The organism is Agrobacterium deltaense RV3 (assembly GCF_900013505.1).
In the GTDB taxonomy this organism is placed as follows: domain Bacteria; phylum Pseudomonadota; class Alphaproteobacteria; order Rhizobiales; family Rhizobiaceae; genus Agrobacterium; species Agrobacterium leguminum.
This window is the reverse complement of record NZ_LT009745.1, coordinates 1,380,449-1,393,656: the sequence shown is the minus strand read 5'-3', so window position 1 is coordinate 1,393,656 and position 13,208 is coordinate 1,380,449. Positions and strand designations below refer to the sequence as shown.

The 13,208-nt window shown below is 59.2% G+C and carries 15 protein-coding genes and 1 riboswitch; of the genes, 7 read left to right on the top strand and 8 right to left on the bottom strand.

Annotation, left to right across the window (positions count from 1 at the left end):
* Positions 1-5 precede the first annotated feature (5 nt).
* Positions 6-839 (top strand): S-formylglutathione hydrolase, encoded by an 834-nt coding sequence (gene fghA, locus AGR7B_RS07075; RefSeq protein ID WP_078052960.1) that lies wholly within the window; start codon positions 6-8, stop codon positions 837-839.
* A gap of 60 nt (positions 840-899) precedes the next feature.
* Here fghA and AGR7B_RS07070 read toward each other — a convergent pair whose 3' ends face one another.
* The 6 genes from AGR7B_RS07070 to crcB form a co-directional block, all read right to left on the bottom strand.
* Positions 900-1,289, bottom strand: coding sequence for a RidA family protein (locus tag AGR7B_RS07070; RefSeq protein WP_080852082.1), 390 nt, complete (start codon positions 1,287-1,289; stop codon positions 900-902).
* Positions 1,290-1,537: 248 nt separating this feature from the next.
* The gene (locus AGR7B_RS07065) at positions 1,538-2,026 is read right to left on the bottom strand and encodes a hypothetical protein (protein WP_080856337.1); all 489 of its coding nucleotides are present in this window, start codon (positions 2,024-2,026) and stop codon (positions 1,538-1,540) included.
* 60 nt (positions 2,027-2,086) lie between these two features.
* On the bottom strand, positions 2,087-2,881 hold the full coding sequence (locus AGR7B_RS07060) for an ATP12 family chaperone protein (RefSeq protein ID WP_059752907.1): 795 nt from the start codon (positions 2,879-2,881) through the stop codon (positions 2,087-2,089).
* A 29-nt stretch (positions 2,882-2,910) separates the two neighbouring features.
* Positions 2,911-3,579: an HAD family hydrolase gene (locus AGR7B_RS07055; protein WP_065655411.1), complete on the bottom strand. Its 669-nt coding sequence runs from the start codon at positions 3,577-3,579 to the stop codon at positions 2,911-2,913.
* 6 nt (positions 3,580-3,585) lie between these two features.
* A complete protein-coding gene (locus tag AGR7B_RS07050) occupies positions 3,586-4,575 on the bottom strand; it encodes an RluA family pseudouridine synthase (RefSeq protein ID WP_035264040.1) in 990 nt (329 codons plus the stop codon).
* 66 nt (positions 4,576-4,641) lie between these two features.
* On the bottom strand, positions 4,642-5,019 hold the full coding sequence (gene crcB, locus AGR7B_RS07045) for a fluoride efflux transporter CrcB (RefSeq protein ID WP_080856336.1): 378 nt from the start codon (positions 5,017-5,019) through the stop codon (positions 4,642-4,644).
* Between the two features lie 204 nt (positions 5,020-5,223).
* Between crcB and AGR7B_RS07040 the strand changes: the two genes are divergently transcribed.
* Positions 5,224-5,526: a hypothetical protein gene (locus AGR7B_RS07040; protein ID WP_080857014.1), complete on the top strand. Its 303-nt coding sequence runs from the start codon at positions 5,224-5,226 to the stop codon at positions 5,524-5,526.
* Between the two features lie 237 nt (positions 5,527-5,763).
* Here AGR7B_RS07040 and AGR7B_RS07035 read toward each other — a convergent pair whose 3' ends face one another.
* Positions 5,764-6,735, bottom strand: coding sequence for a copper chaperone PCu(A)C domain-containing protein (locus AGR7B_RS07035; protein WP_080856335.1), 972 nt, complete (start codon positions 6,733-6,735; stop codon positions 5,764-5,766).
* Between the two features lie 87 nt (positions 6,736-6,822).
* Entirely contained in the window at positions 6,823-7,203 is a 381-nt protein-coding gene (locus AGR7B_RS07030) for a hypothetical protein (protein WP_080857013.1), read from the bottom strand.
* 174 nt (positions 7,204-7,377) lie between these two features.
* Between AGR7B_RS07030 and AGR7B_RS07025 the strand changes: the two genes are divergently transcribed.
* The 5 genes from AGR7B_RS07025 to AGR7B_RS07005 all read left to right on the top strand — a co-directional run bounded on the left by AGR7B_RS07025 (position 7,378) and on the right by AGR7B_RS07005 (position 13,099).
* On the top strand, positions 7,378-7,563 hold the full coding sequence (locus tag AGR7B_RS07025; protein ID WP_065655407.1) for a DUF3008 family protein: 186 nt from the start codon (positions 7,378-7,380) through the stop codon (positions 7,561-7,563).
* A gap of 124 nt (positions 7,564-7,687) precedes the next feature.
* Positions 7,688-7,775, top strand: a riboswitch (glycine riboswitch).
* Positions 7,776-7,929: 154 nt separating this feature from the next.
* On the top strand, positions 7,930-9,069 hold the full coding sequence (gcvT, locus tag AGR7B_RS07020; RefSeq protein ID WP_080856334.1) for a glycine cleavage system aminomethyltransferase GcvT: 1,140 nt from the start codon (positions 7,930-7,932) through the stop codon (positions 9,067-9,069).
* A gap of 28 nt (positions 9,070-9,097) precedes the next feature.
* Positions 9,098-9,460 carry a glycine cleavage system protein GcvH gene (gene gcvH, locus AGR7B_RS07015; protein ID WP_003502678.1) on the top strand — a complete coding sequence of 121 codons (363 nt, stop codon included), beginning with the start codon at positions 9,098-9,100 and terminating at the stop codon, positions 9,458-9,460.
* Positions 9,460-12,324 carry an aminomethyl-transferring glycine dehydrogenase gene (gene gcvP / locus AGR7B_RS07010; RefSeq protein ID WP_080856333.1) on the top strand — a complete coding sequence of 955 codons (2,865 nt, stop codon included), beginning with the start codon at positions 9,460-9,462 and terminating at the stop codon, positions 12,322-12,324. Before gcvH ends, gcvP begins: the two co-directional genes overlap by 1 nt.
* A gap of 217 nt (positions 12,325-12,541) precedes the next feature.
* Positions 12,542-13,099, top strand: coding sequence for a fasciclin domain-containing protein (locus tag AGR7B_RS07005; RefSeq protein WP_080856332.1), 558 nt, complete (start codon positions 12,542-12,544; stop codon positions 13,097-13,099).
* Positions 13,100-13,208: the final 109 nt, after the last annotated feature.

Here is a 13,208-nt window from a genome sequence, read left to right as displayed (position 1 = left end):
GCTTCATGAACATTATTTCGCAGAATACGGCCTTTGGCGGCATGCAGGGCGTATTTTCGCACACATCCGAAACCCTGAAATCTGAGATGAGCTTTGCGGTTTATGTGCCGCCGAAGGCGATCCATGAGCCCTGCCCTGTCCTGTGGTATCTTTCCGGCCTCACCTGCACCCATGCCAATGTCATGGAAAAGGGCGAATATCGCCGGATGGCCTCGGAACTCGGGCTGATCGTCGTCTGCCCGGATACCAGCCCGCGCGGCAATGACGTGCCAGATGAGCTGACCAACTGGCAGATGGGCAAGGGCGCCGGATTTTATCTCGATGCCACAGAAGAGCCCTGGTCCGAGCACTATCGGATGTACAGCTATGTGACGGAAGAACTGCCCGCACTCATCGGCCAGCATTTCCGTGCGGATATGAGCCGCCAGGGCATTTTTGGCCATTCGATGGGCGGCCATGGCGCTATGACCATTGCGCTCAAGAACCCCGAGCGTTTCAAGAGCTGCTCCGCCTTTGCGCCGATCGTGGCTCCCTCTTCGGCCGACTGGTCCGAGCCGGCGCTGGAAAAATACCTCGGTGCGGATAAGGCCGCATGGCGTCAATACGACGCCTGTGCACTGGTCGAGGACGGCGCGCGTTTTCCCGAGTTCCTGATCGATCAGGGCAAGGCCGATAGTTTTCTCGAAAAGGGCCTGCGCCCCTGGCTGTTCGAAGAAGCGATCAGGGGCACGGATATCGGCCTGACGCTGCGCATGCATGAGCGCTACGACCACTCCTATTATTTCATTTCCACCTTCATGGATGACCATTTGAAGTGGCATGCGGAGCGGCTGGGATAAGGATGGAGAAGCAGGCTGGCGGCGCCCTGTAAGCGCCGCCGTTTCGGATTTAACCTGACATTACGGGATGCGGGCAATGACCTTGATCTCGAAATCGAAACCGGCAAGCCAGTTGACGCCGACAGCCGTCCAGTTCGGGTAAGGCTTTTGGCTGAAAATCTCCTGCTTGACGGTCATGATCGTTCCGAACTGGTTTTGCGGGTCCGTGTGGAACGTCGTTACATCCACAATATTGTCGAAAGTGCAGCCCGCCGCTGCAAGCGTGGCCTTGAGGTTTTCGAAGGCCAGCCGGACCTGACGTTCAAAATCAGGTTCAGGCGTTCCATCGGCACGGCTGCCGACCTGGCCGGAAACGAAAAGAAGGTCACCGGATCGGATAGCTGCGGAATAGCCATGCTCCTCGTAAAGCGCATGCCTGTTAGCGGGGAAAATTGCTTCGCGTGCGGTCATTATGCATCTCTCTTTTGGCTGAGTGGTCATGGACGCGAGAAGCGTTGCTCTTTTTAAAAGAGGGCTTCGGACACCCATTTACATACGTTACGTATGTCAGATAGTTACATACGCGCCGCATGTCAATTACATATACGCGACGTATGTGAATTTAAGGGCACCGAAGATGCGCCTGATTGAAGCTTGAAATATTTCGGAAGCTGAAATGCGGACGAATAGGCGTCGCGCCCTCGCCTTTTGTGTCCCGCTTATGGAAACAATGCCGTCGCCAGCGTTGTCGGGCCGGGCCGGCTGAGCCTGAATTCGCGGATCACGCGTTCGGCGACACCATAAGCAAGTTCCTGCTCTATCGACTGATCGTCGAAGCTGACGACGGTGGCGGTGAATTTGGCCTCTGCGATTACCTCTCCCGTCGCAACGGCGGCGGCGCGGACGATGACTTTGGCTGACGCTCTTTCCCCGAAAAGAAAGGGACCGCGTGTAACGGATGCGAGACGGATGGTCAGTACCACGCGCGGCCGGGTTTCTCCACGCGCCGTCGTCTTGATCGCATTCTGCACCTGCGCATGAATGGACTGCATCAGCGCCGGAGCGACATCCGGGCGTGCCGCAACGAATGCGCCGCGCACATCGTAAAGCAGCCGGTCGGTATTGGTCGCTTCCGGTTCCAGCCTGAAAGACATGAGCGTGAAACACGCCAGCACAATGGTGCCAAGGCGTTTCAGCGTGGTATTCATGATTTGCGGCTCCCCTAACGTGAGGTAACCGCATACTCGGCCATCAGGGTTAGAAAAGCGTTAAGAAGCGCTCTTCAGCGACTCCAGAACATTGAGGGCCGCGCGCATATCGACAAGCCTGACGGCGCGGCGCTCCAGCGCCTCCTCGTCCTCGCCCCATTGTTCGGCGGTCCAGTCCTCATCCAGATGGGCAAGCGCCCAGGCTTCCTCCAGCGTCAACTCCCCTTCCGCCAGCGCCAGCGCCAAAATGGCGGAGCCGGTCAGCGACGTCATGGTGTGAAGAGCGGCAAGCGCAATCGGTGTGTCGTATTTCTTCAGCGTTACCGCAAAAGCCGCGATGGCTTCGCGCGGCTGGTCCTGATGCATCACGCCTTCAACGAGAATGAAGCGCGCTCCGAGCACATTGGCCGCCCAGTCCAGAACCGGATCCCAATGGTCCGTCTGCCGCGCAACCAGCGCTTCCGGATCGCCGGCGCGATAGCAGAGGAGATCGGAAGAGGAAAATCGAAGTATGTCCTCAAAAACAGCCTGGGTATCATTGGCGACGCCATCAATGGCCGTGTTCACATGCCGAGAAACGGGCATGACCACCGGATTGACCACTTCTTTCTGGGCATCCCATTCATCGCGAAGCAGTTCCGCCAGCGCGCGCGTCGGGACGGTCAGCGGCTTCTTGGCGGGGGTGCGCAGCGGCTTGCCATCGAGAAGGATGGTAAAACCGCCCTCCTCCGCCTCGCCGACGGTGACATCTTTATAGAACCGCTTCGGCAGAGGTTTCTGCATCTGGATCTGCGCGCGCAGGATCGGGTCGGGATGGCTCAGGCCCTCCGAAAGGTCGTTCAGGAGATCACGCATGGCACGTCCTCGTCAGTCGGATAGAAAGGTTATTCAAGAATATCGGCCGGAACATAGGCCGGAATTTCGCGCGGATGGCTGACGACCGCATCGGCGCCTGCCTTCCAGAGATCGTCGACCGAGGCATAACCCCAGGCGACGCCGATTGCTTTCGCGCCGGCGGCCTTGGCCATCTGCATGTCGTAAATCGCATCGCCGATAACGACAGTATCGGCCGGAACCATGCCGGTTTCATGGCAGCATTCCATCACCATGGCCGGATGCGGCTTTGAGGGGCAATCATCCGCCGTGCGCGAAACGATGAAGTGATCGGCAAGGCCGTGGGTCTGCAGAATATGGGTAAGACCGCGACGACCCTTGCCTGTCACCGCGCCGATCAGCACATCGTCGCGTTTCGAAAGCGTATCGATCAGCGTGGCGATACCGTCGAAAAGCGGCACGGTCATTTCCGGCCGCTCCCGCAGGGGATGATAGAGTTCCCTGTAACGTTCCGTCATCGCCTTCGCTTCATCATCCACATGCGCCTTGCCCAGCATGCGGGCGATGGCGATATCCAGCGTCAGACCGATGATCGCCTTGGTTTCGGAGATATCGGGGCGCGGTTTGCCGAAATCAGCGAAAGTATCTGACATGACGGCATGGATCAGGCCGGCGCTATCCACCAGCGTTCCGTCACAATCGAAAAGAACCAGTTTCATGGGCTGTCAGTCTTCCCTGTCGCCATCGGCCACGTCGAGACCGAGCAGGTTCCAGGTCTGGACCATATGCGGCGGCAGGGGCGCGCTGACCCGAAGCCGGCCGCCATTCGGATGCGGTATGTCGATATGGCGTGCGTGGAGATGCAGGCGCTTCTGGATGCCGCCCGGGAAATCCCAGTTCGGATCGTCGATGTAATATTTGGGATCCCCGATGATCGGGTGGCCCATATGCAGCGCGTGCACGCGAAGCTGATGGGTGCGGCCGGTATAGGGTTCCATTTCCAGCCAGGCGAGGTTCTGCGCGGCGGTATCGATGACGCGGTAATAGGAAACGGCGTGATCGGCCCCCTCCTCGCCGTGCTTGGCGATACGCATGCGATCGCCATCCATGGTCTGTTCCTTGACCAGCCAGGTGGAAATCTTGTCCTGATGCTTGCGCGGCACGCCTTTGACCAGCGCCCAATAGGTCTTCTTGGTATCGCGTTCGCGGAAGGCGGCAGTCAGCTTCTGTGCAGCACCGCGGGTGCGGGCAACCACCAGCACGCCCGACGTATCGCGGTCGAGGCGGTGCACCAGACGCGGCTTTTCGCCTTTCTGATTGGTCCAGGCTTCCAGCAGCCCGTCAATATGGCGAGTGACGCCGGAGCCGCCCTGCACGGCAATGCCGGCCGGCTTGTTGAAGACGAACACCTTGTCGTCCTCATGCAGGAGCATGCGCGCCAGAAGCTCGCCATCTTCGGAGTGTTTGAGGTCTTTCGATCCGATCGGGCCGCTCTTGACCTTGAGATCGGAATCGACCGGCGGTACGCGCACCATCTGTCCCGGCTGCACGCGTGCATCCGTCTTCACCCGGCCGCCATCCACACGCACCTGGCCGGAGCGCAGAAGCTTCTGCAACTGCCCGAAACCAAGTCCCGGATAATGAATCTTGAACCAGCGATCGAGGCGCATACCGGCCTCGTCGGCCCCGACCTTGATATGCTCGATACCTGCCATGAAATTTCCAGTCTTTCTGTCCTGATCGCGCGCCCTATTCGTCGGCGCGCCGTTTGGACCAAGCCTTTAGAACAAACTGCGGCCCAAGGCCAGACCGGCGAAAACCGCCGTGATGGAAACAGCGAGGCTTGCAAGCACGTAAACCGCCGATAGCCCGAGCGCGCCGCGTTCGAACAGCGCGACCGCATCGAGCGAGAAGGACGAGAATGTGGTGAACCCGCCGAGCACGCCGGTGACGAGAAACAGGCGCATTTCCATCGAGGCGTTCAGCCGGCGCGCCACAAGCTCGACCAGCAGACCGATCAGGAAAGATCCGACCACATTGACGGCAAGGGTTCCCCAGGGAAAATTCGGTCCGGCCAACCGCACGCTCCAGACCCCGACCAGATAACGGAACACGGAACCGATTGCGCCGCCTGCAGCGACAAGGGCGATATTGATCATGGGGAATTGTGTCTCCGGAAGAAATCGTCGGACCGGACGGTCCAGGACATTTTTAGACCATGGGAACCGCTGGCGAAACCCCTTTGCCCGGCGCTTTGGGCTGTTAAAATACGATTAAATTGCAGCTGTGCGATTTAGCCTTCCAACAATGGGCAACTGTTAATCTACGGTTTTTCAGGGTCGGCGAAGATGGCCGGAGGTTCGATGACACAGGTTCTTTCCGTTTCCGCGAATACAGCGGCCTATGCGCTGGAGGCCATGAAGCCGCCGCAACGCGTGCCGCGCAAGAGCGAGGTTGAAGAGGCCATTCACGAACTGGCGCGCAAAGCCGAAAACGGGGATGACTTCCAGCTCAGGGCCCTGATGACGACGATCAAGCCGCCGGCCCTCACCCTCTATTTCCTGATAGCAAGCAGCCAGCGCCAAGAACCACAGGCGACACTCGAGCAGGCCGTGGAGGCCTACGAGGAAAACAGCTTCACCTCGAAATCTGAAAGTAATTTATAGATCAGGTGGATATATTGATATTTTAATGTTGTTTCTTCAGTTTCTCGCAATATAGGCGGGGTCCCTGCATTCAGCCTGGTGTCAGATTGATCTTCTAGAGATTTGCAACCTAGTTCCGGAAAATCACGTGGGCGAATGCCATCCTGCTTTTCCGCCACGGCGCTGAAGAACAACACGATAGATGAAAATTTGCGGCTACCGGACCTGTCACGCGTTCCGGTAGCCGTTTTTCATCGGTCAATTATGCTGGTGGTCGCCGCCGCCCTTGGCTGCGCCTGCGGACAGCACGATCTCCACCTTGCCCGCCTTTTCGAAGATGAGCGTTACCGGCACCTTGTCGCCTTCGGCAAAGGGCTTCTTCACATCGAAGAACATCATGTGCAGGCCGCCGGGCTTCAGCTCCACCGTCTGGCCGGCGGGAATGACGATGCCGTCATCCAACTTGCGCATTTTCATGACGTCATTGACCATAGCCATCTCGTGGATTTCAGCACGTCCGGCGGACGACGATTCAACGCCGATCAGCTTGTCGTCGCTATCGCCGGTATTCTTGATCGTCACGTATCCACCGCCCACCGGCTGGCCCGGCAGCATGGCCTTGGTCGTTCCCTCCGACACTTCGAGGCTGCCGGCCTTCACGACATCCATATCCATGGCGGAGTGATCATGGCCGCCGGCATGTGCAGCCTTTGCGGCAACGCGAATGGTGGGAGCGGGACTTTTCAGGGAATGCGGATCGACGCCAGCCGCTGCCACTTCGTCCCAGGCAACCTTGCCCTTGTCGCCGCAGAGCTGTGTTACCTTGAATGGCAGGTCCTGCCCCGCCTCAATACCGGAGATTTTTCCCTGCACGGAGAAGGTGTCGTAGAATTCATCCGGCAGGTTGCCGCCCTTCCAGCGGATTTCGACCGGTCCGCTTTTAATCTCCTTGCCGTGGTTCTTGTAGGCCTTCTGGTAGTCTCCCTTGATGACCTCCAGTTCCCAGCCGGCCTTGGGCTGGGGCTTCGCGGCAATGAATCCTTCCGGCAGCTTGATCTGAACTTCGGTGGTGGCGAGCCCGCCTTCGCAGCCATGCGGAACCTGGAGGGCGGCAACGACGGTGCTTTCCTGTTCGGCCGAACCGTCAACGAATGTGGCATGGGCGAAAGCCTGCGAGGTCGAAACCGAGGCGACGAAAAGGCTGCAGGTGATGATCTTGGTGGTTTTCATTTGCTTGTCCCTGCGGCTGCTATCCCTCTGGGTCCGCGCAGCCGCTCCGTGCCGCCAAAGGCGGCGATGATCCCGTAAAACGAAAAATCAGGCGGACAGGGACGGCGGGCCGCGCGCGGCGGGCTTCTGGATCGTCAGCACGGAGCGGAAGCTCCATTCCGCAGGCAGGCGGTTGTCTAGCCAGGCAAATTCCGTCTTCAGCCAGCCAGCCGTATCGGGCATCGGCAGAAGAATGGACGAGGCGAGCAGGCAGGCCTCGCAAAAAAGGATGGCGTCGCCGGAATGGGCGGGGCCTTCCTTGTTATGGGAAGCATTGACGCCGTTGCCATGGCCAAGGCAGATTTCCGCGAAGGTGCCGTCCGGCAGCCGGTAACTCTCATCCAGCGCAACGGCGGGTGCTGCGGCAAGTGCCGGCTTGTGGGCAAAACCGAGGGACAACATCAGGGTCGCGCAGAAAATGCGAAGCATTTTCTCCATCCCCATCAATCGTCGTGTTCGATTTGCATCCATGTTCTAGGCGATATCCCTGTTTCTCTCCGATTTCAAAGGGGAATTTTGCCGCAGGCCAGACCGTCGCAAGGGAACAATAGATGCCAGGCGGCATTTTCCTTCGGCAACCATCATTTCAATGGAGGCCCGACAATGCCAGCGAAATCGAAGGCCCAGCAGAAAGCGGCGGGCGCCGCACTGGCGGCCAAACGCGGAGAAACGAAGAAATCCAGTTTAAAAGGCGCTTCAAAAAGCATGGAGAAGTCCATGACAGAAAAGGAGCTTGAGGATTTCGCATCGACGAAACGCAAGGGCCTGCCTGAGAAAAAATCCGACTGAAGAAAGCCGCCAAGACCATCTGTCGTCCCAGATCGCTACGCCGATGGCGCAGATGGAGCAAGAATCTGTTCAGATGCGTCATTTGGTCCTTGCCAATAACGGGTCTTCGAAGATAATGAGCGTCGCATCATCGTTGGGAGAAACCGCTTCAATGCGGTGCCGAAGGAGCAACCGCCCCGGAAACTCTCAGGCAAAAGGACCAGCGGTGACGACGGAACTCTGGAGAGAAGCCACCTTTCATAAGGACGGCTCGCCGAAGGGATAACAATCTCAGGCGACAAGGACAGAGGGGGCTCTTGAACCCGGTGCGTTTTTCGCGCCATGACCTGAGCCCGCGCGATATCTCGCGCAACCCTGGAGGCGTCCTTGGACGATACCGCCGCGCTGAAAACCACGCCGCTCCACTCCCTGCACATATCGCTTGGCGCCCGCATGGTGCCCTTTGCCGGTTACGACATGCCCGTGCAATATCCGGCCGGCGTTCTGAAGGAACATCTCCAGACCCGCACCTCCGCCGGCCTCTTCGACGTGTCCCATATGGGCCAAGTGATCCTGAAGGCGAAGTCCGGCAAGAATGAAGATGCCGCACGCGCGCTCGAAAAGCTGGTGCCGGTTGACATTCTCGGCCTCAAGGAAGGCCGCCAGCGCTACGGTTTCTTCACCGACGAAAATGGTGGCATTCTGGATGATCTGATGATCACCAATCGCGGCGATCATCTTTTTGTCGTCGTCAACGCCGCCTGTAAGGATGCCGATGTCGCCCATATGAAGGCGCATCTTTCCGATGCCTGCGAGATAACTCTTCTCGATGACCGGGCGCTTATCGCGCTTCAGGGTCCGCGCGCTGAGGCCGTTCTGGCTGAACTCTGGGCCGGCGTCTCGGAAATGAAATTCATGGATGTGCAGGAAGTGCCGCTGCATGACGTGCCGTGCATCGTCTCGCGCTCCGGTTATTCCGGTGAAGACGGCTTTGAGATTTCCGTACCGGCCGACAAGGCCGAAGAAATTGCCAAAGCCCTGCTCGAACATCCCGATTGCGATGCCATCGGGCTTGGTGCGCGCGACAGCCTGCGCCTCGAAGCCGGCCTTTGTCTTTACGGCAACGATATCGACACTACGACCTCCCCCATCGAAGCCTCGCTCGAATGGGCGATCCAGAAAGCGCGCCGCGCCGGTGGAGACCGCGAGGGCGGTTTTCCTGGCGCGGAGCGTATTCTCGGCGAACTGAACGATGGCACATCGCGCCGCCGCGTCGGCCTGAAGCCGGAAGGCAAGGCGCCGGTGCGCGGCCATTCGAAGCTGTTTGCGGATGCCGAAGGCAAGACGGAGATCGGTGAAGTGACCTCGGGCGGTTTCGGTCCCTCGGTCGAAGGTCCCGTCGCCATGGGTTACGTGCCTGTTTCCCACGCTGCTCCCGGCACGGCTGTCTTTGCGGAAGTGCGTGGCAAATATCTGCCCGTCACCGTCGCCGCCCTGCCCTTCATCAAGCCCACCTATAAACGATAATCTTCATCCCATCTCCGGAGAGAATACGATGCTGAAATTTACCGCAGAACACGAATGGCTGAAGTTCGAAGGCGATATCGCCACCGTTGGCATCACCAGCCACGCCGCTGAACAGCTTGGCGATCTCGTTTTTGTCGAATTGCCGGAAGTGGGCGCCACCTTCTCCAAGGATGGCGACGCGGCGACCGTTGAATCCGTCAAGGCGGCTTCCGATGTCTATTGTCCGCTGGATGGCGAAGTGGTGGAAATCAACCAGGCCATCGTCGATGATCCCTCGCTGGTCAATTCCGACCCGCAGGGCGCCGGCTGGTTCTTCAAGCTGAAGCTTTCCAACGCCGCAGATGCCGATACGCTGCTCGATGAAGCAGCCTACAAGGAGCTGATCGCGTAATGACGACGCCCACCGAATTCCATTTCACCGACTATCAGCCCTATGATTTCGCCAACCGGCGTCACATCGGGCCTTCGCCGTCGGAAATGGCCGAGATGCTGAAGGTCGTTGGCTATAAGAGCCTCGACGCCCTGATCGACGCCACCGTTCCCTCTTCCATCCGCCAGAAGGTGCCGCTGACCTGGGGTGCCGCGCTGACCGAACGCGAAGCGCTCGACCGCCTGCGTGAGACGGCCAACAAAAACCAGGTTCTGACCTCGCTGATCGGCCAGGGTTATTACGGCACCATCACGCCGCCGGTCATCCAGCGCAATATTCTGGAAAACCCGGCCTGGTACACGGCCTATACGCCCTATCAGCCGGAAATCAGCCAGGGCCGCCTTGAGGCGCTGCTGAACTACCAGACCATGGTCTGCGACCTGACCGGCCTCGATGTTGCCAACGCATCGCTGCTCGATGAAGCGACGGCGGCTGCCGAAGCCATGGCGATGTGCCAGCGCGTCGCCAAATCCAAGGCGACCGCCTTCTTCGTTGACGCCAATTGCCATCCGCAGACCATTGCGCTGATCGAGACCCGCGCGGCCCCGCTCGGCTGGAAGGTGATTGTCGGCAACCCCTTTACTGATCTCGACCCGGTCGATGTGTTCGGTGCGATCTTCCAGTATCCGGGCACCCACGGCCATGTCAGCGATTTCTCCGGCCTGATTTCCCGCCTGCACCAGACGGGCGCGATTGCCGCCGTCGCCGCCGATCTTCTGGCGCTGACGCTTCTGAAGTCGCCCGGTGAAATGGGCGCTGACATCGCCATCGGCACCTCGCAGCGCTTCGGCGTTCCGGTTGGTTACGGCGGTCCGCACGCGGCTTACATGGCCGTCAAGGATGCGCATAAGCGCTCCATGCCCGGCCGTCTGGTCGGCGTTTCGGTCGATGCGCGCGGCAACCGCGCCTATCGCCTGTCGCTGCAGACACGCGAACAGCATATCCGCCGCGAAAAGGCGACGTCGAACATCTGCACGGCGCAGGTGCTGCTGGCCGTCATGGCCTCCATGTACGGCGTCTTCCACGGCCCGCAGGGCATCAAGGCCATCGCCCAGCAGACCCACCAGAAGGCCGTTCTGATGGCCAAGGGGCTGGAAAAGCTCGGCTACACCATCGAGCCGGAAACCTTCTTCGACACCATCACCGTCGAAGTCGGCCATATGCAGGGCGTCATCCTGCGCTCGGCCGTTGCGGAAGGCGTGAACCTGCGCAAGGTGGGCGCGACCAAGATCGGCATGAGCCTTGACGAGCGCACGCGCCCGGCAACGCTTGAGGCGGTCTGGCGCGCTTTCGGCGGCAATTTCTCGATCTCGGATTTCGAGCCGGAATATCGCCTGCCGAAGGACCTGCTGCGCACCAGCCAGTACATGACGCATCCGATCTTCCACATGAACCGCGCCGAAAGCGAGATGACCCGTTACATCCGCCGTCTTTCGGACCGCGATCTGGCGCTCGACCGCTCGATGATCCCGCTCGGCTCCTGCACCATGAAGCTGAACGCAACAGCGGAAATGCTGCCGATCACCTGGCCGGAATTTTCCGACATCCATCCCTTCGCGCCGGCCAATCAGGCGCTCGGCTACAAGGAGATGATCGACGATCTCTCCGAAAAGCTGTGCTCGGTCACCGGTTACGACGCCTTCTCCATGCAGCCGAATTCCGGCGCGCAGGGGGAATATGCCGGGCTTCTGACCATCCGCAACTATCACCTCGCCAATGGCGGCACACACCGTGACGTGTGCCTCATTCCGACGTCGGCGCATGGCACCAATCCTGCCTCTGCGCAGATGGTCGGCATGAAAGTGGTGCCGGTCAAAGTGCGGGATAATGGTGACATCGATATCGACGATTTCCGTGCAAAAGCAGAGCAGTATGCGGAAAACCTCTCGTGCTGCATGATCACGTACCCGTCCACCCACGGCGTGTTCGAGGAGACGGTTCGCGAGATTTGCGAAATCACCCATAAGCATGGTGGACAGGTGTATCTGGACGGCGCCAACATGAACGCCATGGTCGGTCTCGCCCGCCCCGGCGATATCGGTTCGGACGTTTCGCATCTCAACCTGCACAAGACCTTCTGCATTCCGCATGGCGGCGGTGGCCCCGGCATGGGACCGATCGGTGTCAAGGCGCATCTTGCTCCCTACCTGCCCGGCCATCCGGCGACGGACGGTCGTGAGGGTGCGGTGTCTGCGGCCCCGTTCGGCTCGCCATCGATCCTGCCGATTTCGTGGAGCTATTGCCTGATGATGGGCGGCGAAGGGTTGACGCAGGCGACCAAGGTGGCGATCCTCAACGCCAACTATATCGCTGAGCGGCTGAAGGGTGCGTTCGACGTGCTCTACAAGTCTGAAACCGGCCGCGTGGCGCATGAGTGCATCATCGATACCCGTCCGCTGGCAGATAGCTGCGGCGTGACGGTGGACGATGTCGCGAAGCGCCTCATCGACTGCGGTTTCCACGCGCCGACCATGAGCTGGCCGGTTGCCGGGACGCTGATGATCGAGCCGACGGAATCCGAAACCAAGGCGGAAATCGACCGTTTCTGCGATGCCATGCTGGCGATCCGAGAGGAAGCCCGCGACATCGAGGAAGGCCGCGCGGACAAGACCAACAACCCGCTGAAGAACGCACCGCACACGGTGGAAGACCTCGTTGGTGAATGGGATCGTCCCTATAGCCGCGAAAAGGGCTGCTTCCCGCCCGGCGCGTTCCGCATCGACAAATATTGGTCGCCGGTCAACCGCATCGACAACGTCTATGGCGACCGCAACCTCATCTGCACCTGCCCGCCGATGGAGGCTTATGCCGAAGCGGCTGAGTAAACTTCGTTTCTCTCAAGACAAAAGCCCGGATCGCTCCGGGCTTTTTTATGTCGACACATAGATAATCATTCTTGAAATCAATTATTTATCATTTTTCCTGGCTCGCCTCGAAACTTCGAGGAGCCGGCTTCCGTCTCTTGTGTCGCTACGGATAACCGATAGCGGCCACCGGAAGAAGTACCTTTCGGGGTTTGGAAGTCACCAAGGAGGAATAACGATGTACAACGTTTCTGTTCGCGTCCTGATGCTGGCCGCAGCTCTTTCCATCGGCATGGTTTCCGCTTATGCCGCGAACCCCAAAGTTGGCGGCGCCGCAATGTTCGAGGACAAGAACATCGTTGAAAATGCGATGAACTCGAAAGACCATACAACGCTTGTCGCAGCGGTCAAGGCTGCCGGGCTTGTCGAAACACTTCAGGGAAAGGGCCCGTTCACGGTGTTCGCACCAACCAACGAGGCTTTTGCGGCCCTTCCGAAGGGTGCGGTCGATGATCTTCTGAAGCCTCAGAACAAGGAGAAGCTGGTCAAGGTGCTGACCTGCCATGTGGTTGCCGCCAATGCACTGTCACCCGCCATCGAAAAAATGATCAAGGACGACAAAGGTGAGCATGACGTTAAGACCGTCGGCGGCTGCGTTCTCAAGGCCAAGGAAAGCATGGGCAAAATCACGTTGACGGACGAGAATGGTACGGTTGCCCACGTCACCATCGCCGACGTCAAACAATCCAATGGCGTCATTCATGTCATCGACAAGGTGTTGCTGCCGAAGATGTAATATAACGAGACGGCAGGCGACTGGTACATGTAGAGGCCCGGAGCGATCCGGGCCTTTTCCGTTACAGCAGCAACGTTTCGCGGCCCCGCCGCACACGATTGCTCGCCAC